This is a genomic window from Nonomuraea sp. NPDC048882 (assembly GCF_040649755.1).
Lineage (GTDB): Bacteria > Actinomycetota > Actinomycetes > Streptosporangiales > Streptosporangiaceae > Nonomuraea > Nonomuraea maheshkhaliensis.
Genome location: NZ_JBEZGB010000003.1, coordinates 936,375 through 962,342, shown reverse-complemented (window position 1 = coordinate 962,342; position 25,968 = coordinate 936,375). Strand labels below are relative to the sequence as shown.

The following is a 25,968-nucleotide window of genomic DNA, read 5'->3' as shown; positions in this document are numbered from 1 at the left end:
CAGGGTGATCAAGAGGGCGCTTCTTCATGACCTCGTCCTGGCGCAGGCCGGCCGCACGCCCGACGCGACCGCCGTGCGGCAGGGGGATCGCGATCTGACCTACCGCGAGCTGGTCACGGCGGCGGCGGAGCTGGCCCACCGGCTGCGCGCTCTCGGGGCCGGGCCCGAGGTCAGGATCGGCATCTGCCATCGCCGTACGCCCGACCTGCTGGTGTGCGTGCTCGGCGTGCTCATGTCCGGGGGCGCGTACGTGCCGCTGGACTCCTCGCACCCGCGCCGACGGCTGGCCGGGATCATCGAGGACGCCGGCATCACCACGGTCATTGCGGACGAGACGGGCACCGACCTCCTCACCGGACTCCCCATCCGGCTGGAAACCCCGCCCCGCCCGGCCACCGAACCACCCATGGACATCGCAGCGCCCGAGCCGGGTCCGCCGCCCGGTACGGCGGCCTATGTGCTCTACACCTCCGGTTCGACCGGGCGGCCCAAGGGGGTCGTGGTGAGTCACGCCTCGGCGGTGGCGTTCGTGACGATGGCGGGCGAGGTGTTCGGGCTCGACGCCGGGTGCCGGTCCATCGGGTTCGCCGCGCTCGGGTTCGACGTGTCGGTGCTGGACGTGTTCGCCCCGCTGGCCCGTGGCGGGTCCGTGATGTTCATCCCCGACGAGGCCAGGGTCGATCCCGTGCTGCTCCAGCGCTTCCTGGAACAGCACCAGGTCACCTGGGGCACGATCCCGCCCGCCCTGCTCCCCCTGCTGGAGCCGGAGCGGCTGCCGTGGCTGCGCGATCTGCTCACGGCGGGCGAGCCGGCCGGGCCCGAGCAGGTGGCCCGGTGGGCGACGGGCGGGCGGCGCTTTCACAACTGGTACGGCCCCACCGAGACCACGGTGTGCGTCGTCGGCACCGAACTTGAGGGCGTCTGGGACCGGCCGCTGCCGATCGGGTTCGCGCTGCCCGGCTGCCGGGCGTACATCCTGGACGACCTGCTCCGCCCGTGCCCGCCCGGCACGCCGGGAGAGCTGTGCATCGGCGGCCCGCAGCTCGCGCGCGGCTACCTGGACCGGCCTGGGCTGTCGGCGGAGCGGTTCGTGCCGGACCCGTACGGCGAGCCGGGTGCGCGCATGTACCGCACCGGGGACCAGGTCGTGCCGGAGGACGACGGCCGCATCCGCTTCATCGGGCGGCTGGACCGGCAGGTCAAGGTACAGGGCCAGCGGGTCGAGATCGGCGAGGTGGAGGCGGTGCTGCGTGCGCTGCCCGGGGTGCGGCAGGCGGTGGCGGACGTGGCGGACGGCCCGGCCGGGCTGAAGGAGCTGACCGCCTACCTGACGCCGCAGGATGCGCCGGGCATCGACGGCGTGCGGGCCCACTGCCTGGAGAGCATGCCCGCGTACATGGTGCCGACCCGGGTGGTCCGGCTGCCCGTGCTGCCGCTGACGGCGGCCGGCAAGGTCGACGTGTCAGCCCTGCGCGCCCGCCGCGCCGCGCCGCCGCAGGAGGTGCGCTCACGGCAATGGGCCGCGAACGAGACCGAACGCGGCGTCGCGGCGGCCTGGGCCGAGGCGTTCGGCACCGGGGAGCCGGGACCGGAGGACGACTTCCTGGCCTGCGGCGGCCACTCCCTGGTCGCCATGCGCCTGAGCGCGCTGCTGCGCACCGGGCTGGGCAGGGAGATCGGGGTCGGCGACGTGCTCGCTGGCCGTACCGTGGCCGGCATCGCCCGCCTGGCCGCGCTCGCCCCGCCGGTGCGGGACGAGCCGCCGGCGGGTGCGGCCCCGACAGCGCTGTCGGCGGTGCAGCGGCGGATGTGGTTCGTGGAACGGCTCGCGCCCGGCACGCCCGCGCACAACATCGCGATGGCGCAGCGCCTGTCGGGGCCGCTGGACGTCGAAGCCCTGCGCGCCGCGCTAGCGGTGGTGGCCGAGCGGCACGAGGTGCTGCGCTGGCGTGTCCCGCAGTCGGACGGGGTGCCGTCCGTCGCCGTGTCGCCGCCCGGCCCGGTGCCGCTGCCGGTGGAGGACGTGCGCGAGGAGCAGGTGGGCGAGCGACTGGAGGCCGAGGCCCGGCTGCCCTTCGACCTGGCGGCGGGGCCGCTGTGGCGGGCCCGGCTGCTGCGGATCGCCGACGGGGAGCACGTGCTCGCCATCACGGCGCACCACCTCGTCTTCGACGGCTGGTCGCAGCGGGTGCTCTACGACGACCTCGGGCGCGCCTACCGCCGGGCGGCGCTGCCGCCGCTGCGCACGTCGTTCGGCGGGTACGTGGCCTTCCTCGACGGGCGGGACAAGGAGGCGAGCCTGGAGTGGTGGCGGGACCACCTGGAGGGCGCGCCCAGCGTGCTCGACCTGCCCCGCGACCATCCGCGCCCGGCCGTACAGACGTTCGAGGGGGCCGGCGCCTCCGCCGAGGCCGACGCCTCCGTCAGTGACGGGGTCCGCGCGCTGGCCGCCCGCCTGGGCGGGACGCCGTACGCGGTGATGCTGACGGCCTTCGGGCAGGTGCTGCGGCGGCTGACCGGGCAGCACGACCTGATCGTCGGGGCGCCGGTCGCCGACCGCCGCGACCCGTCCTTCCACCCGCTGACCGGCTGCCTGGTGCAGGTGCTGCCGGTACGGCTGCGCGTCGACGACGCCGGGAGCTTCGCGGCGCACGTGACGCGCTGCCAGGAGACGTTGTCCGGCGCGCTCGCGCATCTGGACGTGCACCTGGAACGGCTGGTCGACCGGCTCGGCCCCGGCCGCGACCTGTCCAGGAACCCGCTGGTGCAGGTGCTGTTCAACATGTACGACTTCGCCGAGCCGCGCCTGGACCTGCCCGGCGTCACGGCCGTCCCGCTGCCGCCGGGGCTGCCGGGCGCGCTGTTCGACCTGACCCTGTACGTCGGGGAACGGGACGGCCGGTACGTGCTGCAGGCCGTCTACAACCCGCGGCTCTTCCGGGCGGAGCGGATCGAGGAACTGCTGGCCGGCTACCTCCAGATCCTCGGCGACCTGGTCACCGCTCCTGAACGGCCGGTCATGAAGGCGTCCTTGCGTTCGCGCGGTCCGCGCCGATCGAACCTGCCCGACGGCACCGCCCCACTGCCCGCCTGGGACGGACCCGGCGTGGTCGAACGCGTCCTCGCCCAGGCCGTTCCCATACGGCCCGGCGAAGAGCGGGTGGCCGTGGCCGACGGTGAGCGCGTGGCGGTGGTCGGCAGTGAGCGGGTGGCGGTGGCCGGGGAGGACGGCGCGCTGAGCTATGCCGAGCTGGTGCGGCTCGCGGAGGCGACCGGTGCCGCTGTGTCCGCGGCGGTGCATCCGGGCGACGCGGTGGCGATCCTGGCCGCCCGCACGTGCGAACTGCCTGCCCTGATGCTCGGCGTCCTGGGCGCCGGGGCCCGCTGGGCCGTGCTCGACTCAGCCTTACCGCCCGCCCGCCTGGCCGCCCAGGCCCGCTCGGCCGACGCCCGCGCGCTGATCGCCTGCCCCGGCGTGCCGGTTCCCGCCGAGCTGGCCTGGCTCCCCCAGCCGACCCCGCTCCCCGAACCGGCCGCACACACCCAGCCGGCCGCGCAAACCGGACCGGCCGCACAGCCGGCCCCGGCCGGTCCCGACGGGGACGCGCCGTTCCCGGTGGTGTTCGGGCGGCGTGGGTATCTGTCGTTCACCTCCGGCACCACCGGTGAGCCGAAGCCGGTGCGGGCCGCCGAGCGGCCGCTGGCCCGCTTCCTCACCTGGTACGCCGCCGAGTTCGGGCTGACCGCGGACGACCGGTTCGCGCTGCTGGCAGGGTTGGCGCACGACCCGCTGCTCAGGGACGTCTTCACCCCGCTGACCCTGGGTGCGACGCTGCACGTGCCGGACCAGGAGCGGGTGCGGGACCCGGCGCGGCTGGCGGCATGGCTGCGTGAGCGGGCCGTCACGGTGGCGCACCTGACCCCGCAGCTGGCCACGCTGATCGCCGCCGCCGGGGTGGAGCTGCCTGATCTGCGGCTGGTGCTGTTCGGCGGGGACCGGCTGACCTACGCCGAGGCGGCCAGGTTCGCGGTGGTGGCGCCGAAGGCCCGGCTGGTCAACACGTACGGCACCACCGAGACCCCGCAGGCGCAGGCCGTCTGCGAGATCACCGGCCCGGTGCCGGGCACCGGCGACCCGGTCCCGCTCGGCCACGGCGTGGACGGGGCGGAGCTGCTGGTGCTCGACGCGAACGGCTCCCCCGCGGCGGTGGGGGAACTGGGCGAGGTGGTGATCAGGAGCCGGCGGCTGGCGGAGGCGTACCTAGACGACGAGCTCACCCGCCAGCGCTTCACCCGCGACCCGGACGACGAGCCGAGCGGCGCGACGAACGGTGAGACGAACAACGGGCCGGGCGGCGCGACGGACAACGGGCCGGGCGGCAAGGCGAGCGAGACGCGCCGCTACCGGACCGGCGACCTGGGCCGTCACGACCCGGACGGCCGCGTGGTGCCGGCCGGCCGGGCGGACGGGCAGGTGAAGATCCGGGGTCACCGGGTCGAGCTCGGCGAGGTCGAGGCGGCCCTGGCCGCACACCCCGGTGTCGTGGCCGCCGCCGTCCGAGCGGCCGAGCAGCCAGGGGGCCGGGTGCTGCACGCGTACGCGGTTCCGGAGAGCGCGGCCGTCCAGGCGGGCGAGCTGCGCCGCCATCTCGCGGCCCGCCTGCCCGACTACGCCGTCCCCTCCGAACTGGTGCTCCTCCCGGCGCTGCCGCTGACGCCGAACGGCAAGGTGGACCGGGCCGCGCTGCCACCACCACCCCAGCGGGCCGCGGCCGGGCCGGGGCAGGAGCCGTCCACCGCGACCGAGCGCCTGGTCGCGGGCGTGTGGCGGGAGGTGCTCGGCCTGCCGCGGGTCTCCGCCGACGCGAACTTCTTCGAGATCGGCGGGCATTCGCTCGCCACCGCTCAGGTCCAGGCCCGCCTCGCCGCCGCGCTCGGGCGTGAGGTGCCGATCGTGGACCTGTTCCGCTTCCCCACCGTACGCACGCTCGCGGCGCACCTCGACGGCGAGCGGCGCACCGCCGGATCGGAGCGCGCCGCCCGGCGGGTCGCGGCGCGCCGGGCACGACCCTCAACTCGGCCTCACCGGGCCAGACGGGAGAGTAAGGAATGACCGCTGCGCTGAACCACGAGGAAGAGGGGTCCGGGGTCGAGCCGATCGCGGTCGTCGGCCTGGCCTGCCGTCTGCCCGGCGCCGAGGACGTGCCGGCCTTCTGGCGCAACCTGGTCGGGGGCGTGGAGTCGGTGCGCTTCTACACGCGGGAGGAGCAGGAGGCGCTCGGCGTTCCCGACTACCTGCTGGACGATCCGACGTTCGTGCCCGCGTGCTCGATCGCGGAGGGCTACGGCGCTCTCGACGCGGCCTTCTTCGGCATGTCGCCGCGTGAGGCGGAGCTGCGTGACCCGCAGCAGCGGATGTTCCTGGAGCTGGCCAGCACCGCGCTGGACGACGCCGGGTACGATCCCGCGCGCTACGCCGGGGAGATCGGGGTCTACGGGGCGATCGGCTCGGATGAGTACCAATGGCTGTATATCCGGCCGAACAAGAAGGTGTTCGCGTCGGTGGGGAACCTCGCCGTCTACACCGGCAACCACCCCGACTACCTGGCCACGATGGTGTCGTACAAGCTGGACCTGCGCGGCCCCAGCCTGACCCTGCACACCGCCTGCTCCTCCTCGCTCGTCGCCCTGCACGTGGCGTGCGAGGCGCTGCGCACCGGCGAGTGCGACATGGCGCTGACCGGCGGCGCCTCGCTGGAGCTGCCCGCCGAGTGGGGGTACCAGTACCACCAGGACGGCATCTACTCGCCCGACGGGCACTGCCGCGCGTTCGACGCCTCGGCGGCCGGCACGATCTGGGGCGGGGGCGGCGGCATGGCCGTGCTGAAGCGGCTGTCGGACGCCGTCGCCGACGGCGACCACATCCGCGCGGTGGTGATCGGCAACGCGATCAACAACGACGGCGCCACCAAGATGGGCTTCTCCGCGCCGAGCGCCGAGGGCCAGGCGGCGGCGGTCTCGCAGGCGCTGGGCGTCGCCCAGATCGACCCGCGCACGGTCACGTACGTCGAGGCGCACGGCACCGGCACCTCGCTGGGCGACCCGATCGAGGTGGCGGCGCTGTCCAGCGTGCTGGGCGCCGGCACGGACGAGGCGGGCTGGTGCGGCCTCGGCTCGGTCAAGACCAACATCGGCCACCTGGGCCCGGCCGCCGGCATCGCGGGGTTCATCAAGACGGTGCTCGCGGTGGAGCACGGCATGATCCCGCCGAGCCTCAACTACGAGTCGCCGAACCCGCGCATCGACTTCGGCACGAACCCCTTCAAAGTCGTCTCGTCGCTGACCAAGTGGGAGACGAACGGCTTCCCGCGCCGCGCAGGCGTCAGCTCCTTCGGCATCGGCGGCACGAACGCGCACGTGCTGGTCGAGCAGGCGCCGCCCGCGCCGCTGCCGACCGCCCAGCCGCGTGACGCGCACCTGCTGCTGCTGTCGGCCCGTACGTCGTCGGCGCTGGACGCCGCCGTGTCCCGGCTGGCCGGGCACCTGGAGGGCGGGGAGGCCGATCTCGCGGACGTGGCCCACACGCTGCGGGCGGGGCGGCGGACGTACGCGCACCGGGCCGCCGTGGTGGCCACCGACGCGGCCGACGCGGTCGCGGCGCTGACCACCCCGCGCCGGCTGGTCAAGGGCAAGGCGGGCACGCCCAAGGTGGCCTGGCTGTTCTCCGGCCAGGGCGCGCAGTACGCGGGCATGGGCGCGCAGCTCTACCGCACGGAGCCGGTCTTCGCCGCCGCGGTCGACGAGTGCGCCGCGATCCTGCACGAGGAGCTGGGCCTGGACCTGCGCACCCTGCTCTTTCCCCCCGATGACGGCCGCGACGACGAGCGCGAGGCGGCCGACGAGCGGCTGCGGCAGACGGCAATCACCCAGCCGGCCCTGTTCACGGTGGAGTGGGCGCTGGCCCGCCTGTGGCGCTCGTGGGGCGTGGAGCCGGCCGCGATGATCGGGCACAGCATCGGCGAGTACGTGGCCGCGACCGTTGCCGGCGTCTTCTCCCTGCCCGACGCGCTGCGCCTGGTGGCCGCCAGAGGCCGGCTCATGCAGAGCATGCCGCCCGGCGCGATGCTGGCCCTGCGCCGCGATCACGAGGAGGTGCGCGCGGACCTGCCGGAGGGGCTGTCGATCGCCACCGTGAACGGCCCCGGCACCTGCGTGGTCGCCGGCCCGGGCGAGCTGATCGCCGCCTACGCGGCCCGGCTGGGCGAGAGCGGGATCCAGACCACCGCGCTGCGCACCTCGCACGCCTTCCACTCGGCGATGATGGACCCGATCCTGGGCGACTTCCACGCGGCCGTCGCGGCGGCGGCCAGGAACGCGCCGAGCCTGCCGTTCCTGTCGAACGTCACCGGCGGCTGGATCACCGCCGAGCAGGCCGTGGACCCCGCCTACTGGACGCGCCACCTGCGTGAGGCGGTCAGGTTCGGCGACTGCGTGGCGACGCTGGCCGCCGAGGGCGAGTGGCGGCTGGTGGAGTGCGGCCCGGGCCGCCAGCTCGCCGGCCTGGCCAGGACCCAGCTGCCCAGGACCGCGCCGCGCCCGCTGACCAGCCTGCCAGGACCCGCCGACGGCAAGACCGACCTGGAGGTCCTGTACGCGACGGCCGGTGCCCTGTGGACGGCGGGCGTGCCGCTGGACACCGACGTGCTGGCCGAGCCGGGCCGCCGGGTGCCGCTGCCCGCCTACCCGTACGAGCGGGCCGAGCACTGGGTGCACACCGACTTCGATCCCGAGCTGGTCTTCACCCGGCCGCCGCGCGCGGGCGCGCTGCCGCTGGAGGAGTGGTTCTCGGTGCCGGCCTGGCGGCAGGCGCCCGTCACCCCGGCCGGGCGGGGCGCGCTGGCCGGCGTGCGCTGCCTGGTGTTCGCCGGGCCCGCCGCCGAGCCCCTGCTGGACGGGCTGCGCGCGGCGGGGGCCGACACTGTCCGGGTGGTCCCGGGCAGCGCGTACGGCACCGCCCCCGACGGCACGATCACCGTCCGCCCGGCCGCCCGCGACGACTACGAGGCGCTGCTGGCCGCGACCGGTGTGCCGGAGCGCGTCATTCACGCCTGGGCGCTGGACGGCGACCCGGCGAGCACGCCCGGTGAGGCCGTCGCGGCCCAGGAGCTCGGCTTCCACAGCCTGCTGGCCCTGGTGCAGGCGCTGGCCGGGGCCGAGCGGGAGGCCGGGGTGCGGCTCGACGTCGTGACCGCGGGCACGCAGGGCGTGACCGGCCAGGACGTGCACAGGCCCGAGCACGCCACGGTCGCCGGGTTCACCGGCGTGGTCCCGCTGGAGGCGCGCTGGCTGACGGCCCGCCATCTCGACCTGGAGCCGGGCCCGTACCGGCCGGGCCCCTACCTGGACCGGGTGCTGGCCGAGCTGGCCGCGGAACCGGACGAGCCGGACGAGGGCGTGCCGCCGTCGCCCGTCGCGCTGCGCGCCGGCCGCCGCTGGGTGCGCGGCTTCGAGTCGGTGCCGCTGCCGCCGCAGGACGACCCGCTGCGTCGGCACGGCGTGTACGTGATCACCGGCGGGCTCGGCGGCATCGGGCTCACCCTGGCCGAGGACCTGGCCCAGCGCGTCCAGGCCAGGCTGGTCCTGCTCGGGCGTACAGGCCTGCCCCCGAGGGACGAATGGGACACGCTCGACGGGGCGCCGGAGCGGGTGCGGCGGGCCGTGGCGGCCGTGCGCCGGATGGAGCGGGCGGGCGCCGAGGTGATCGTGCTGTCCGCCGACGTGACCGATCCCGGGTCGCTGCGCCGGGTCAGGGAGGAGGCGCTGACCCGGTTCGGCCGGGTGGACGGCGTCCTGCACGCGGCCGGGGTCCCCGGCGGCGGCATGGCCGAGGTCAAGGAGCGCCGCGCGGCCGACGACGTCATGGCCCCCAAGATCGCCGGCACGCTGGCGCTGCGCGAGGTGTTCGGCGACCTGCCGCTCGACTTCGTGCTGCTCTGCTCCTCGGTGACCGCCGTCGCTGGCGGGTTCGGCCAGGTCGACTACTGCGGGGCCAACGCCTTCATGGACGCGTACGCGCACGTCTGGCCGGGCCGGGTCCTGTCGGTGAACTGGGGGGCGTGGCTGGAGGTCGGCATGGCCGCCGAGGTCGCCGCCCCGGTGGCGTTCCGCGCCCTGCAGCGCGGCGACCGGGTGACCCGGCTGGAGCACCCCGTGCTCAGCCACCGGCACGAGAGCGCCGGCCGCCGCCCCTGGTACGCCGCGACGCTGTCGCCCGCGACGCACTGGGTCCTGGACGAGCACCGGGTGGCCGGGGTGCCGGTGCTGCCCGGCACCGGCTACCTGGAGACGGCCCGGGCCGCGTTCGAGGCGGCGGTGCCGCGCCCTGGCCCCGAGCACGTGATCGAGCTGCGTGACGTCGCCTTCGTCGCGCCGCTGCCGGTCGCCGAGGGGGCGAGTGCCGAGCTGCGGGTGCTGCTCACCCCGGCGGGCGACGGCGTGGACTTCGAGGTGGTCAGCGTCACCGGCGGTGAGCCGGCCCAGCACGCCCGTGGCTCGGCGGCCTGGGTGCTCGCGGAGACAGGCGCGGGCGAGCCCGCCGGCGGGCTGGCCGGGGCGCGGGCCCGCTGCGTGCACGGCGGCGGCCGGGCCGATCTGTTCGCCTCGGCGTCCGGGCTGGTCACGTTCGGGCCGCGGTGGAGCAGCCTGCGCGACGTGCGGCTCGGCCAGGACGAGCAGCTGGCCCAGCTGGAGGCGGGGCCACTGGTGGCCGCCGAGCTGGGCGCGCTGCCGCTGCATCCGGCGCTGCTGGACGAGGCGACCGCGTTCATCGCCGTCTCGGGCGAGCACAGCTTCCTGCCGCTCGGCTACGGCCGCGTCACCGTGCGCGGTCCGCTGCCCGCCACGCTGTGGAGCCACGCCCGTCTGCGTGACACCGGCGGCGGCGAGGTGCTGGCCGCCGACCTCGTCCTGTATGACGACGCCGGCGAGCCGGTGGTGAGCATCACCGACTTCGTGCTGCGGCGCGTCGACCGGGACGCGATGACCCGCACCGTCGGCGAGGAGGCCAGGCAGAGCGCCGAGGAGGTGGCGGTGAAGGAGGAGTCCGCGACCGCGGGCGTCGCCCTGGACCTCGACGGGGCCAGACGCGGCATCGCGCCGGCGGACGGCGCCGAGGCGTTCCGCCGCCTGCTCGCCGCCGACCTGGGCGTCCAGGTCGTGGTGAACGCCACCGCGCTGCCCGAGTTCGTGGCCGGGGTGCGCGAGCTGACCCAGGACACGGTGGCCGGCGACCTGGCCGCCGCCTCGGCCGCCGGGCAGGGCGAGACGGACGACGAGGATCACGTCGCCCCGCGCACCGAGCTGGAGGGCGTGCTCGCCGGTCTGTGGGGCGAGGTGCTCGGCGCCCGCCGGGTCAGCGTCGAGCAGGACTTCTTCGAGCTGGGCGGCAACTCGCTGGTGGCGGTCCAGCTGATCGCGCTGATCAGGAAGAAGGTCGGCGTCCGGCTGCCCATGCGCAGCCTCTTCCAGGTGCCCACCGTGGCCGGGATGGCCGCGCTGGTGGAGGAGCTGCGCGGCCAGGACGCCCAGTCACAGTCGCAAGCCCAATCACAGGCACAGGCACAGGCACAGGCAACGACGATCACCCGGCTGCCCCGGGAGGAAAGGCGCTGACATGCGGGACGGTCAGTACAAGGTCGTGGTCAACGACGAGGAGCAGTACTCCATCTGGTTCGCCGACCGGCCCGTGCCCGCGGGCTGGCGGGAGGCCGGATTCGAAGGGGCCAAGCAGAGCTGCCTCGACCACATCGAGCAGGTCTGGACCGATATGCGCCCGCGCAGCCTGCGCGAGGCCATGTCCCGGCAGTAGAGGAGCGGCTCGGTGACCGGCACGTACGTCTTTCCCGCCTCGTTCGCCCAGGAACGGCTGTGGTTCCTGGCGCGGCTCGACCCCGGCGCGCCCGCGTACCACATCAACGCCGTCCTCGACCTGCCAGAGAGCGGCGACGAGAGCGATGACGAGAGCGATGACGGGGGCCGGTGCGAGCGGATGCTGGGCGAGCTGGTCCGGCGGCACGAGACGCTGCGCACCGCGCTGGCGATCGAGGACGGGCGGCTCGTCCAGATCGTCCAGATCGAGCTGCCGGTCACCCTGCCCGTGACGGACCTGCGCGCGCTGCCGCCGGAGCAGGCCGAGCGGGAGTTCCGCGAGCTGGCCCTGGCGACGGCGCGGCAGCCGTTCACGCTGGACCGGGCCCCGCTGTGGCGGGCGCATCTGGTGCGGATGCCTGGCGGGGAGAAGGGCCGGCCGGTGCAGCGGCTGGTGTTCGTGGTGCACCACGCCGTGTTCGACGCCCGTTCGGGCGTCAACTTCGCCGAGGAGCTGCGGGAGCTGAACGCGGCGCTCGACGAGGGCCGCCCGCCGCGGCTGCCGGACCTGCCCGTCCAGTACGCCGACTACGCCGCCTGGCAGCGCGAGCACCTGGGCGGCGGGGTGCTCGACGCGCAGCTCGGCCACTGGCGGGAGCGGCTGGCCGGCCTGCCGCCCGACCTCGGGCTGCCCACCGACCGGCCCAGGCCCGCCGTGCGCGGGCACGCGGGGGCCGAGCATCATCTCGCGCTGCCCGCCGGCCTGGTCGGCGAGCTCGAAGCGCTGGGCAGGCGGCACGGGGCGACGCTGTTCATGGTGCTGCTGGCCGGGCTGAAGGCGCTGCTGTCCCGGTACGCGGGCCGCGAGGACGTGGCGGTGGGCACGCCGGTGGCCGGGCGCGATCTGCCCGAGTTCGAGCCGCTGCTCGGGGTGTTCATCAACACGCTGGTGCTCCGTACGGACCTGGGCGGCGACCCGGCGTTCGGCGAGCTGGTGGAGCGGGTGCGGGAGAGCGTGCTCGACGCGCTCGACCACGCGGAGGTGCCCTTCGACCGGCTGGTCGAGGCGCTGCAGCCGGTGCGCGACACCAGCCGCACGCCGCTCTTCCAGGTGGGGTTCAACCTGCTGCCGATGGCGTCGCGGGGGCAGTTCCCGAACGGCACCGCCCAGCTCGACCTGAACGTGGACGTGGTCAGGACGGCCGACGGGGCCGGCGTCTACCTGGAGTACAGCACCGACCTGTTCGACGCCGGCACGATCGCCCGGCTGGCGGGCGCGTACCGGCTGATCCTGGAGGCCGCCGTAGCGGACCCGGGCACCCGGCTGTCGGAGCTGCCGCTGATGACCGCCGAGCGGCGGCGCGAGCTGCTGACCGGCTGGAACGACACCGCCGCGCCGTACCCTGAGCTCACCCTGCACGAGCTCGTCGCCGAGCAGGCGGTGCGCACCCCCGACGCGGTGGCGGTGCGGGCGCAGGACGGAGTGGAGCTCACCTACACCGAGCTCGACGCCCGTACGGCGGCCCTGGCCGCGCGCCTGGCGGCCAGGGGGGTGGGGGCGGAGTCGTGCGTGGCGTTGTGCCTGCCGCGCGGGGTGCACCAGATCGTGGCGCTGCTCGCGGTGCTCAGGGCGGGCGGGTGCTATCTGCCGCTGGACGTGGCGTATCCGACGGAGCGGCTGGCGTACCTGATGGCCGACTCGGGGGCGGAGCTGCTGCTCACGGACTCGGCCTGCCTCGACCGGCTGCCGGCCGCGCGTCCTGCTGAGCTGCTGCTGGACGTGCCAGGCCCCGACGTGGACGGGCCTTCGCAGCCGCCGCCGGTGGGGCCCGACAATCTGGCGTACCTCATCTACACCTCCGGCTCCACCGGCCGCCCCAAGGGGGTGCAGGTCCCGCATCGGGGCGTGGTCAACCTGGTCACCGATGTGATCCGGCGGCTGGGTGGCGGCAGCGCGCTGTTCATGACCTCGCTCTCGTTCGACATCGCGGCGCTGGAGATCTTCACGCCGCTGCTGTCCGGCGGCACGCTCGTGATCGCTCCCGAGGACGCCGCCCGCACGCCGAAGGAGATCCGGCGGGCCGCGGAGGACGCGGACCTGGTCCAGCTCACCCCGTCCGTCGCGAGCGTGGCGCTGGAGCACCTGCCGGCCGGGCTGCCGCGCGCCATCCTCGGCGGCGAGCCGCTGCCCCTCGACCTGGCCGCCCGCCTGCTGACGGTCACCGACGAGCTGTGGAACTTCTACGGGCCCACCGAGACGACGATCTGGTCGACCGCGTACCGGGTGCCGGGCTCCCCCGAGACGATGCGCATCGGCCGGCCGGTGGCGAACACGACCGTGTACGTGGTGGACGGCGGTCTGCGGCCGGTGCCGGTGGGCGTGCCGGGCGAGCTGCTGATCGGCGGGGACGGCGTCACCCGCGGCTACCACGGCCGCGCCGGGCTGACGGCGGAGCGGTTCGTCCCCGACCCGTTCGGGCCGCCGGGCGGGCGTCTCTACCGCACCGGGGACCTGGCCCGGTGGCATCCCGACGGGACCCTCGAATGCCTGGGCCGCCTGGACGACCAGGTGAAGGTGCGCGGCGTCCGGATCGAGCCGGACGAGGTGGCCGCCGTGCTCGGCGAGCACCCGTCCGTCCGGCGGGCGGTCGTGACCGTACGCGACGACGCCCCCGGCGGGCGCGGCCTGGTCGCCTACATCGTGGGCGACGCCGAGGAGGCCGCCCTGCGCGCCCATCTGCGTATCCGCCTGCCTGAGGCGATGATCCCCGCCGCCTTCGTCGCCGTCACCGACCTGCCCGTCCTGCCCAGCGGCAAGCTCGACCGCGCCGCGCTCCCGCCGCCGCGCGGCGGTGACCGGGTCGCCGTCTTCGTGCCGCCGCGTACCCCGATGGAGGAGACCCTGGCCGCCATCTGGGCCGAGCTGCTCGGCCGGGAGCGCATCGGGGTGAACGACGACTTCTTCGCCCTCGGCGGCCACTCGCTGCTGGTGGTCCGCCTGATCGGCCGGATCGACGACGAGTTCGGCGTCGAGCTGCCGCTGCGCCGCTGCTTCGACGCCACGACCGTCGCCGAGCAGGCGCTGGCGGTGCTCGAAGCGGGACTGACCGATGCCGACCTGCTGGACCTGCTGGAGGAGGAGCGTTGAGCGACCCGAACGGGGTACGCGCGCGACTGGCCGGGCTCAGCCCGCAACAGCGCGCCGCGCTGGAGGCCCGCCTGCAGCGCACCCGGGCCGCGCGGAAGTCGGGGCCCTTCTCCGGGCCCTTCGCCCAGCCCTTCACTGGGCCCATCCAGGGGAACCGGGCCGGGGAGGGCGGGGCGCTGTCCGACGCGCAGCGCCGCCTGTGGGTGGTCGACCAGCTCGATCCGGGCAATCCCGCCTACACCCTGTCATGGGCGTACCGGATCGAGGGCGACCTGGACGCCGCCGCGCTGGCCGCCGCGTTCGACGCGCTCGTGGAGCGGCACCCGATCCTCGGGTACGTGGTCGAGACCCGCGACGGAGAGCCCCGCCAGGCGCCCGGCCGGGTGCGTCCCGCGCTGCGGATCGAGACGATGACCGCCGGCGAGGCCGACGCCGCAGCTCAGGAGGAGGCCCGCTTCGCCTTCGACCTGACCACCGGCCCCCTGACCAGGGCCCGCCTGATCCGGGTCATGCCCGAGACCGGCGCCTCGGCGGGGCGGCCCGCGCGCGAGACGCCCGAGGCCGCCGAACACCGTCTGATCCTGACCCTGCACCACATCCTGGCCGACCGCTGGTCGGTGGCGATCCTGTTCAGTGACCTCTTCCGGCTCTACGCCGGCGAGCCGCCATCCGACCGGCCGGTGGCGTACGCCGACTACGTGGCCTGGCAGCAGGCGGGCCCGTCCCCGGAACGCGACCTGGACTACTGGCGCAAGGCCCTCGACGGCCTGCCCGACACGCTCGACCTGCCCGCCGACCGGCCGCGCCCGCCCATGCAGTCGAACCGGGGGCACCGCCTGCTGTTCGAGCTGGACGCCGCACTCGCCGCCGGGCTGCGCGACCTGGCCGCCGGCCTGCGCGCCACCCCCTTCATGGTGCTGGCCGGCGCGCTGCAGGCGCTGCTCGCCCGCTACACCGGCCAGGACGACATCCCGATCGGCACGCCGATGTCCGCTCGCCCGCATCCGTCGCTGGACCAGACCGTCGGCCTGTTCCTCAACACCGTGGTGCTGCGCGGCGACCTGTCGGGCGATCCGTCCTTCACCGAGCTGGTCCGGCGTACCAGGGAGCGGGCGCTGGCCGCGTTCGACCACGCGGGGCTGCCGTTCGAGACGCTGGTGGAGGAGCTGTCCAGCGGCCGGGACCTGTCCCGCAACCCGCTCTTCCAGGTCATGCTCGCCTACCAGAACACCCCCGGCCTGCCCGCAGACCTGCCCGGCCTGCGCCTGGAGCGCCTGGACGTGCGGCCCGGCACCGCCATGTTCGACCTGGACCTCATCGTCGAGGAGCGCGCGGACGGGTCGCTGCTGTGCGTGCTCGACCACGCCACCGACCTGTTCGACGACGACCGCGTGCACCGCCTGGCCGCGCACCTGCGCACACTCCTGCGCGCCGCCGTCGCCGATCCGGGGCTGCGGCTGTCCGAGCTGCCGCTCATGGACCCGGCCGAGCTGCGCGACACGCTGCACGCCCGCAACGACACCGCGATGCCGTACCCAGGCCGTGGCATCCACCACCTGGTCACCGAGCAGGCCGCCCGCTCGCCGGAGGCGATCGCTGTCGAGGGCACCGTCGAGGGCGCCGTCGAGGGCGACGACGGCACGTCGCTGACGTACGCCGAGCTGGAGTCACGCGCGAACGACCTGGCCGCCGGGCTGCGCACGCTCGGGGTCGGCGGGGAGAGCAGGGTCGCCGTCTGCGTACCCCGGCAGCCGGACCTCATCGCGGCGCTGCTGGCCGTGCTCAAGGCCGGCGGCTGCTTCGTCCCCCTTGACCCGGAATATCCGGCTGAGCGGCTGAGGCAGATCATCGCCGACTCCGGCGCCGGCGTGGTCGTCACCGTGGACTCCCTGCGGGACCGGCTGCCGGCGACCGCCCGCCTCTTCCTGCTCGACGATCCCCCGGCTGCCGCAGGTCCCGCTCCCGAGCCCGCCTTCCACCAGGACCAGGCCGCCTACCTGATCTACACCTCCGGCTCCACCGGCCGGGCCAAGGGCGTGGTGGTGCCGCACCGGGGCCTGGTCAGCCTGCTCTGCGACGTACGCGAACGGCCGGGGCTGGCGGCCGGCGCGCGGTCGCTGTTCCTGACGTCGGTGTCGTTCGACATCGCGATGATCGAGATGTTCGGCCCGCTCGTCAGCGGCGGCACGGTCGTCCTCGCCTCCGCCTCCGCCATCGAACGCGTCCACGACCTCATCAGGAGCGGTGACCTGCACACCGTCCAGGCCACCCCCTCCGTCCTCGAAGGGCTGCTGCCCGCGCTGGCCCACCGGGTGCCGCGCGTGATCAGCACGGGCGAGGCGCTGCCCGGCCCGCTCGCCGCCCGCCTGCTCGCCGTCACCGACGAGTTGTGGGACCTGTACGGGCCCACGGAGACCACCGTGTGGTCCACCAGGCGGCACGTCACCGACGGACGGGGCGGCTCGATCGGCCGGCCGGTCGCCAACACCGCGGTCTACGTGGTGGACGGCGACCTGCGTCCGGTGCCGGTGGGCATTCCCGGCGAACTGCTGATCGGCGGGGACGGCGTCACCCGCGGCTACCACGGCCGGGCCGCCCTGACCGCAGAACGCTTCGTCCCCGACCCGTTCGGGCCGCCCGGCGGACGCCTGTACCGCACCGGGGACCTGGCCCGCCGGCACTCCGACGGGACTCTCGAATACCTCGGCCGTCTCGACCACCAGGTCAAGGTGCGCGGCGTCCGCATCGAGCCGGACGAGGTGGCCGCCGTGCTCGGCGAACACCCGTCCGTCCAACGAGCGGTCGTGACCGTCCGCGACGACGCCCCCGGAGGGCGCGGCCTGGTCGCGTACACCATCGGCACCGCGCAGGAGAGCGACCTCCGCGCCCACCTGCGCGCCCGCCTGCCGGAGGCGATGATCCCCGCCGCGTTCGTCACCGTCGCCGACCTGCCCGTCCTGCCCAGCGGCAAGCTCGACCGCGCCGCCCTGCCACCGCCGCGGGCCGCCGCCGGGACCGCTGTCTCGGTGCCGCCGCGCACTCCTGCCGAGCGCGTGCTGCACGGTGTCTGGGCCGAGTTGCTCGAACGGGACGATTTCGGGGTCGAGGACGACTTCTTCGCCCTCGGCGGGCACTCCCTGCTGGCGATGCGCCTGGTGGTCAGGCTTCGGGAGACGTACGGGGCCGAGGTGACCCTGCGCCGCTGCTTCACCACCCCGACCGTCGCCGGCCTCGCCCCCCTCCTGCCCAGCGCCGCCGCGCGACCCATCCCGCCCCTGCCGGACGGCCCCGCCCGGCCCTCGCACGCCCAGGCCCGCCTGTGGTTCCTCGACCAGCTCGACCCCGGTAATCCCGCGTACAACGTCGCCTGGGCGGAACGGCTGATCGGCCCGCTCGACGTTGTCGCGCTGAGGGCCGCCTTCGACGACCTGGTGACCCGGCACGAGGCCCTGCGCCTGGTCATCGTCACCGACGACGGCGAGCCGACGCTCCAGGAGGGCCCCAACAGACCACGCCTGACCGTGCAGGCGGACGCGGATCTGGCACAACCCGCCAGGGCGGACCTGCCGACGGCCGTGGGACCGGCGGAACCGGACGGGGCGGACCCGGCGGCGGTCGTGGGGGTGGAGGAGGCTCGGCACCGGTTCGACCTGGCCGGCGGGCCGCTGGTCCGGGCCGTCCTGGTGCGGCGTGGCGACACCGAGCACGACCTGTACCTCACCCTGCACCACGTCGTCACCGACCGGTGGAGCCTGTCGATCCTGCTGCGCGACCTCATGGAGCTCTACCGGGCCCGCGTCACCGGCACCCCCGCCGGCCTGCCCGCGCTCGCCACCGGCTACCGGGACTTCGCCGCCTGGCACCGGGCCCGGGTGGCCGGGCGGGCGGACGATCTCGCGTACTGGAAGGAAGCCCTCGCCGGTCTGCCTCCCGCCCTGGACCTGCCCGCGGACCGGCACCGGCAGGGGCCGGCGAGCATGGAGGGCCGGCGGCTGACGTTCCCGATCGACTCCGCCACCGTGACGGCGGTGCGCGCGCTCGCGCGGGAACGGCAGGTGACGCCGTTCATGGTGCTGCTGGCCGCGTTCCAGGCGGTGCTGGCCCGCTACACGGGCGGCACCGACATCCCCGTCGGCACCCCGGTCTCCGGGCGGGCCCACCCCGACGTGGAGGAGATGGCGGGTCTCTTCCTGAACACGCTCGTCCTGCGCGGCGACCTGTCCGGCGAGCCGTCCTTCGCCGAACTGCTGGCCCGCACCCGCGAGCGCGTCCTGGACGGGCACGACCACGCGGAGCTGCCGTTCGAGGTGCTGGTGCAGGAGCTGGCCGAGGAGCGCGACCTGGCCCGCAACCCGCTGTTCCAGGTGATGCTCGCCTACCAGAACGTGCCGCCGGCGCCGCCGGAGGTGGCGGGGATCGCCCTGCGCACCCTCGACGTCGACCCGGGGGTGACGCAGGCGGACCTGCACCTGGTGATCGAGGAGTCCGGCGACACGCTCACGGGGGTGCTGCACTACGCGAAGGACCTGTTCGAGCACGACCGCATGGAGCGCTTCGCCGACCACTTCCGCTCGCTCCTGGCCGCCGCCGCAGCCGAACCGGACCGGCCGGTGACCGACCTGCCACTGCTCACCCCGGCCGAGCTGGACATCATCCAGCGAGCCAACGACACGGCCACACCCACTCTCGACGCGTCGGCCACGCTGCCCGCGCTTGCGGCCGAGCAGACGGAGACACTCGGACCTGACGCATCCACCACGCTGCTCGCCCTGGTGACCGAGCAGATCGCCCGTACTCCGGACGCGCCCGCCCTGGGGTTCGAGGCCGCGGACGGGAGCCGGGCGTGGCTCACCTATGCGGAGTTCGGCGGCCGGGTGAACCGCCTGGCCAGGCGCCTGCGTGCGCTCGGAGCCGGGCCCGGCGAGGTCGTGGGCGTGTGCTTGGAGCGGAGCGCCGACCTGGTCGTCGCCGTGCACGCCGTCGTCGCCACCGGCGCGGCCTACCTGCCGCTGGAACCTGACCATCCGTCCGAGCGCCTGGCGGGCATGATGACCGATGCGGGCGCACACTTGGCCATCTCGACCGAACGCTTCGCCACCCACCTACCCGGCCCCACGGCCGGGGTCGTGACGGTGCTGCTCGATCGCGACGCCGCGGCCGTGGCCGGCGAGGACGGCGGGCCGCTCGGAATCCGGCCGCACCCCGACTCCCTCGCGTACGTGATCTTCACCTCCGGCTCCACCGGCCGCCCCAAGGGGGTCGGGATCTCGCATCGGGCGATCGTGAACCGGCTGCGCTGGATGCAGGACGCGTTCCGGCTGACCGGGGACGACCGGGTGCTGCACAAGACGCCGTTCTCGTTCGACGTGTCGGTGTGGGAGCTGTTCTGGCCGCTGATCACCGGGGCGGGGCTGGTCGTGGCCCGGCACGGTGGGCACGCCGACCCCTCCTACCTGGCCGATCTGCTGGAGCGCGAGTCGGTCAGCACCGTGCATTTCGTCCCGTCCATGCTGGACGCCTTCCTGTCCGAGCCCGACCTGGGCAGGCGGCTGGGCGCGCTGCGTACCGTGGTCTGCTCAGGGGAGGCGCTCGGCGTCGAACTGGCCGCCCGGTTCGCCGCCGCGCTGCCAGGGGCGGGCCTGCACAACCTGTACGGGCCGACCGAGGCGGCGGTGGACGTGTCGTGGCACGCGTGCCGGCCCGGCGAGGCCACGGTCCCGATCGGGCGGCCGGTCGCGAACACCCGCCTGGAGATCCTCGACGCCAGGATGAACCGCGTCCCCGTCGGCGTGCCCGGCGACCTGTGGATCGGCGGCGTGCAGCTCGCGCAGGGGTACGCGGCCCGTCCCGCGCTGACGGCCGAACGTTTCGTCCCCGACCCCTACGGCCCTCCGGGCGGGCGGCTGTACGACACCGGCGACCTGGCCCGGTGGCGACCGGACGGCGAGATCGAGTACCTGGGCCGCTCCGATCACCAGGTCAAGATCCGCGGCATGCGGGTGGAGCCGGGCGAGATCGAGGCGGCCCTGGCGGCCCTGCCAGGCGTCCGCGCCGCCGCCGTCCGCGCCATCGAGGACGGCGCCGGCCTACGCCTGGCCGCCTACGTGGTCCCGACCGACCTCGCGATGGACGACCCCCCAGCGGTCGGTGCGGACGTGATGGGTGGGTGGGAGCGGAGGTTGCGTGACACCCTCCCCGATCACCTGATCCCCAGCACCTGGACCGTTCTCCCCGAGCTGCCCCTCAACCGCAGCGGCAAGCTCGACCGGAACGCTCTGCCCGACCCGCGCGCCCGCGAAACAGCCGGGCACGCCGAGCCGGAAGGGGCGGCCGAGGTGGCCGTCGCCGAGGCCTGGCGGGGGGTGCTGGGGCTGGAGCGGGTTTCGGCTCACGACAACTTCTTCGCCGCCGGCGGCGACTCCATCCGCAGTCTCAAGGTGGTCTCCCGCCTGCGCGAGGCCGGTTACGCCGTACGGCTGGAGCAGCTCTTCCGCCACCAGACGGTCAGGGAGCTGGCCGAACGGCTGGTGCCCGCCCCGGCGGAGGAACCACCCGAGGCGCCACAGACGCCGTTCGGCCTGCTCAATCCCGACGATTTGGCACGACTGCTGGAAGGCGAGGCGTGATGACCGTGACGACGGGAGCCGCGCGCGGCCTGGAGGACGCCTATCCTCTGGCCGCGCTGCAGGCCGGGATGCTCTACCACAGCGCGTACGAGCCGGACGTGGCCACCTACCACGACCTGACCACGATCACCCTGCGCGGCCGGTTCGACGCGGGGGCGTTCGAGGCGGCGCTGGCCGAGGTGACCGCCCGGCATCCCGTCCTGCGCACCTCGATCGACCTGACCGGGTTCAGCGAGCCGCTGCAGATCGTGCACCGCGCGGCGACGCTGCCGCTGGAGGTGACGGACCTGTCGGGCGACTCGGAGGCGGCCGGGCGGCGGCTGGCGGAGTGGTCGGAGGCGGAGAAGCGGCGGCCGTTCGACTGGGCGTCGCCGCCGCTGGCTCGCGCGCACGTGCACGTGCTGCCCGGCGAGACGTTCGCGTTCAGCCTGAGCTTCCACCACGCGATCCTCGACGGTTGGAGCGTGGCGGCGCTGGTCACCGAGCTGTTACGGCGCTACCACGGGCACCTCACCGGTGAACCTGTGCCGCTCACCCGCCCGGGCGCGGCCTTCCGCGAGCTGGTGGCGGCGGAACGCGCGGCGGTGGCCGCGCCGGAGACGCGCGACTTCTGGCAGGCCAGGATGGCCGACGCGCCCGGCACGAAGCTGCCCCGCCTGCCGGGGCCGCACGGCGAGCCGGGGGCGGAGGTGCTGCGGCTGCCGCTGCCGGCCGAGCTGCTCGAACGGCTCGGCGCGGCGGCCAGAGGGCTGGCGGTGCCGCTGCGCACCCTGCTGCTGGCCGCCCACCTGCGCGTGCTCGCCCTGGTCACCGGCGAGAGCGAGGTGATGACCGGCCTGGTCACGCACAGCCGGCCGGAGAGCGAGGCCGGCGAGGAGGTGCTGGGCCTGTTCCTGAACACCGTGCCGCTGCGCCTGGACGTGTCCGCCGCCCCGACCTGGGCGGAGCTGGTGCGCGAGGTGTTCGAGGCGGAGGTGGCGCTGCTGCCGCACCGGCGTTATCCGCTGTTCGAGATCCAGCGGGCGGCCGGACGTTCTCCGCTGCTGGACGTGCTGTTCGACTTCCGCGACTTCCACGTCTACCGGGGCCTGCCCGGCGTCGAGATCGTCGGCCAGGACTTCTTCGAGCAGACCGACGTGCCGTTCGCCGCCGCGTTCGGCCGCTCGCGCGAGCACGGCGGCTTCGACCTGACGATCACGTACGACCGGGCCCAGTTCGACGCCGGCCAGATCGCTCGGTTCGGCGAGCTGTATCTCATCGCGCTGCGGCAGGCCGCCGAGCCCGGCAACGACCCTCGGCCCGAGGGCCCCTACCTGGAGCGCGACGCCGCCGCGATCGACGGCTGGAACGCCACCGCCAGGACCTACCCGGACACGACCCTGCACGAGCTGATCGCCGAGCAGGCCGCGCGCACGCCCGCCGCGCCCGCCGTCTGCTACGACGGGACCTGGATCAGCTACCGCGAGCTGAGCGAGCGGGCCGGGGCCGTCACCGCCCGGCTCACGGCGGCCGGCACGCGGCCGGGCGACGTCGTCGGTGTCTGCCTCGAACGCGGCCCCGACCTGCTGCCCGCCCTGCTCGGCGTGCTCGGGGCGGGGGCCGCCTACCTGCCCCTTGAGCCGGAGCTGCCGCCGGAGCGGCTGGCGTACATGATCGAGGACGCGCGGGCGCGCACGGTGCTGACCGGCCCGGAGGGCACGACGGTCCTCCCGGACGGCGTCGCACTCCCCCTGGCCGACTCCGAACCGGATCCCGCCGCCCTCGCCGTTTCCGGCCTCGCCCCGGATCCCGCCGACAGCGTCCCGGACGTGCCCGGCGCGCCGACGCGCGTGCATCCCGACTCGCTGGCGTACGTGATCTTCACCTCCGGCTCCACCGGCCGCCCCAAGGGGGTCGGCGTCTCGCACCGGGCGATCGTCAACCGGCTGCTGTGGATGCAGGACACGTTCGGGCTCGCCCCGGACGAGCGGGTGCTGCACAAGACGCCGCTGTCGTTCGACGTGTCGGTGTGGGAGCTGTTCTGGCCGCTCATCACCGGTGCCGGGCTGGTGGTCGCCGAGCCGGACGCCCACCGCGACGGCGCCCGCCTGGCCGCCCTGGCCACCGCCCATGACGTCACCACCATGCACTTCGTCCCGTCCATGCTGGAGCTCTTCCTCGACGAGCCGGCCCTGCCGGCGCTGCGCCGCGTCATCTGCTCGGGCGAGGCGCTGGGCGCCGAGCTGGCCGCCCGCTGCCACGACCGTCTCCCGCAGACCGAGCTGCACAACCTGTACGGCCCGACCGAGGCGGCCGTGGACGTCACCTGGCACTCCTGCGAGCCTGGCGAGCCCCTGGTGCCCATCGGCCGGCCCGTGGCCAACACCCGCCTGGAGATCCTGGACGCCGGCGGCCGGCGGGTCCCCGTCGGCACCCTGGGCGAGCTCTGCCTGGGCGGCGTCCAACTGGCCCGCGGTTACGTCAGCCGGCCCGGGCTCACCGCCGAGCGGTTCGTGCCCGACCCGTACGGCCCGCCCGGCGCCCGGCTCTACCGCACCGGCGACCTGGCCCGCCGGCTGCCGACCGGCGAGGTCCAGTACCTCGGCAGGACCGACTTCCAGGTCAAGATCCGCGGCCAGCGGGTCGAGCTCGGCGAGATCGAGGCGCTGCTGGCCGCCGAGCCCGCCGTCCGCGCCGCCGTCGTCGTGCTGCGCGGCGAACGCCTCGTCGCCTACGTCGTCCCCGAGAACGACGCTGCGAACGGCCCAGGGAACGACGCCGAGAACGACGCCGCCGGCGAAGGCGGCGCGCCGAGCACCGACGCCGGCGGCAACGACGGTGGCGACGGCCATGTCGGCGCGGCCGGGCGGATGCCCGATCTGGCCGCCGCGCTGCGCAAGCGGCTGCCCGAGCACATGATCCCCGCCGCCTGGGTACCCCTGGACGCCCTGCCCGTCACCGCCAACGGCAAGCTCGACCGCGCCGCCCTGCCCGACCCCGGCGACGCCGCCCGCGCCCCGTACCTGCCGCCGCGCGACCCGTTCGAGGCCAGGCTGGCCACGCTGTGGGAGGAGACGCTCGGCGTGGACGCCATCGGCGTGCACGACGACTTCTTCGCCCTCGGCGGCCACTCCCTGCTGGCCCTGCGCCTGACGATGCGGCTGCGCAAGGAGCTGGGCCGCGACGTGCCGCTGTCGTCGGTGCTGACCGCGCCGACCGTCGCGGGGCTCGCCGCCGAGCTGCGCCGCCCGCAGGACAACGACGGCGCGCCGCGCCGGATCGTGCCGCTGCGGCCCACCGGCGACCGCGCTCCCGTCTTCCTGTTCCACGCGCTCGGCGGCCAGGTCTTCCGCTATCTGCCGCTGACCCGCCATCTCGGCCCCGACCAGCCCGTGTACGCGATCCAGGCGGCCGGTCTGGCCCCCGGTGAGCAACCGCACGCCACGCTGGCGGAGATGGTGGACGACTACACCGCCCACCTGCTCGACCTCCGCCCCCACGGCCCGTACGTGCTGGGCGGCTACTGCATCGGCGGCAACATCGCCCTGGAGACCGCCCGCCGGCTGCGCGAGCTGGGTGAGGAGGTGCCGCTCGTCGTGCTGTTCTACTCCGACGCGAACGAGCCGGTGCTGCGCGCCTCGCTGGAGGACGACGCCGTCCTGCTCACCCACGCCCTGGCCGGCGGCAAGGTCCAGGTGAACCTGGACGACCTGCACCGGATGAGCCCGGACGAGCGGCTGCTGGCCGTGATCGACGCCGCCGCCCGCGCCGACACGCTGCAGCCCGACACCGCCGACCTGCGCCAGGCCCGCCGCTTCGTGGACGTGTTCCGCGCCAACGCGCACGCCGTCGGCCACTACCGGCACGCCCCGTACGACGGGGACGTCCTGCTGTACTCGCCCGCCGCCGAGGGCGTACCGCCCGACGACATGGGCTGGCGGGACGTCGTCACCGGCCGCCTGCGCATCTCGCCCATCCACGGCGAGCGTTTCACCGTCATGTACGAACCCCGGGTCGCCCTCGCGGCCGCCGAACTGAGGAGCAGCATCGACCATGGCCTCACCTCCGACGACTGAGCCCCCCACGCCCGGCCCCGCCGCGGCGGAACCGCCCACGCTGTGGAAGAACCGCGACTTCCTCAAGCTGTGGAGCGGCGAGAGCCTGTCGCTGGTCGGCTCCCAGGTGACCGTGCTCGCCATGCCGATCGTCGCCTACCTGTGGCTGAACGCCTCGGTCGCGGAGATGGGCGTGCTCGGCGCGCTGTCCAGGCTGCCGATGGTGCTGTTCTTCGTGGTGGGCGTGTGGGTGGACCGGATGCGCCGCCGGCCCGTGCTCATCTGGAGCGACGTCATCCGGGCGTTCATGCTGGCCACCGTGCCGCTGCTGTTCGTGATGGACCTGCTGACGCTGTGGTGGCTGTACGCGGTCGTGTTCGTGATGGGCGTCTTCGGGGTGCTGTTCGAGATCGCCTACCGGTCGTACCTGCCGGCCCTGGTGGCCCCCGAGCACCTCGGTGACGGCAACAGCAAGCTGCAGCTCAGCGACTCGGTCTCCAAGGCGGTCGGGCCCAGCCTGGCCGGGTTCCTCATCGCGACCCGCTCGGCGCCGCTGGTCATCCTGGTGGACGCGGTCAGCTACGTGCTGTCGGCGGCGTTCCTGATCTCCATCCGCAAGCGGGAGGACCCGCCGCCGCCGGACAGCGGCGGCAGCATGATCGGCGCCATCCGCGCGGGCTTCGGCTGGGTGATGTCCCACCCGGTCGTCCGCCCGCTGGCCATCGCCAGTGCCGTCTACTCCTTCTTCGACATCGGCATCCTGCAGACCCTCTACATCCCGTACGTGATCGACGGCGCCGGCGTGCCGGCCGGCTGGGTCGGGGCCGTGCTCGCGGTCGGCGGAGTCGGCGCCGTGGCCGGCGCGTGGCTGTCGGTGCGGCTCATGAAGGGGGTGGGCCCCGGGCCGACCATGTTCTGGTCCACGGTGATCGGCAACAGCGCGCTCATCCTGGTGCCGCTGGCCGGAGGGCCGCTCTGGCTGGCGATCGGCGTGCTGGCCGTCTCGCAGCTGCTGGTCGGGCTGTGCACGCAGGTGTTCGTGGTGAACAACATCACCGTGCTGCAGTCGGCGACGCCGCGCGAGCTGGTCGGCCGGGTCATCGCCACCATCTGGGCGATGGGGCTGGTGCCCGCGCCGATCGGCGCGCTGGTGGCCGGGCTGGTCGGCGAGGCGATCGGCATGTGGCCGGTGGTCCTGACGGCGGCGGTGATCGGCGCGGTGGTGCCGATGATCGTGCTGGCGCTGTCGCCGATCCCCCGGATGCGCGAGATGCCCCAGGCCCCGGCCACCTGA

7 protein-coding genes are annotated in these 25,968 nt (G+C 74.8%); all 7 read left to right on the top strand.

The window, feature by feature from the left end:
• The first annotated feature begins 4 nt into the window (after positions 1 to 4).
• Genes AB0C27_RS14310 through AB0C27_RS14280 form a run of 7 tightly spaced genes read left to right on the top strand, consistent with a single transcriptional unit; the run spans position 5 to position 25,968 of the window.
• Complete coding sequence (locus AB0C27_RS14310) at positions 5 to 5,113, top strand: amino acid adenylation domain-containing protein (protein WP_357842987.1); 5,109 nt, start codon at positions 5 to 7, stop codon at positions 5,111 to 5,113.
• Positions 5,110 to 10,671: an SDR family NAD(P)-dependent oxidoreductase gene (locus tag AB0C27_RS14305; protein WP_357842984.1), complete on the top strand. Its 5,562-nt coding sequence runs from the start codon at positions 5,110 to 5,112 to the stop codon at positions 10,669 to 10,671. Before AB0C27_RS14310 ends, AB0C27_RS14305 begins: the two co-directional genes overlap by 4 nt.
• Before the next feature lies 1 nt (position 10,672).
• Entirely contained in the window at positions 10,673 to 10,867 is a 195-nt protein-coding gene (locus AB0C27_RS14300; RefSeq protein WP_346111874.1) for an MbtH family NRPS accessory protein, read from the top strand.
• A gap of 12 nt (positions 10,868 to 10,879) precedes the next feature.
• Positions 10,880 to 14,014, top strand: a complete 3,135-nt coding sequence (locus tag AB0C27_RS14295; RefSeq protein WP_357842981.1) for an amino acid adenylation domain-containing protein — start codon at positions 10,880 to 10,882, stop codon at positions 14,012 to 14,014.
• Positions 14,011 to 20,640: an amino acid adenylation domain-containing protein gene (locus AB0C27_RS14290; RefSeq protein ID WP_357842978.1), complete on the top strand. Its 6,630-nt coding sequence runs from the start codon at positions 14,011 to 14,013 to the stop codon at positions 20,638 to 20,640. The genes AB0C27_RS14295 and AB0C27_RS14290 overlap by 4 nt, the downstream gene beginning before the upstream one ends.
• The gene (locus tag AB0C27_RS14285; protein ID WP_357842975.1) at positions 20,640 to 24,695 is read left to right on the top strand and encodes an amino acid adenylation domain-containing protein; all 4,056 of its coding nucleotides are present in this window, start codon (positions 20,640 to 20,642) and stop codon (positions 24,693 to 24,695) included. The genes AB0C27_RS14290 and AB0C27_RS14285 overlap by 1 nt, the downstream gene beginning before the upstream one ends.
• Positions 24,673 to 25,968 (top strand): MFS transporter, encoded by a 1,296-nt coding sequence (locus tag AB0C27_RS14280; protein ID WP_357842972.1) that lies wholly within the window; start codon positions 24,673 to 24,675, stop codon positions 25,966 to 25,968. The genes AB0C27_RS14285 and AB0C27_RS14280 overlap by 23 nt, the downstream gene beginning before the upstream one ends.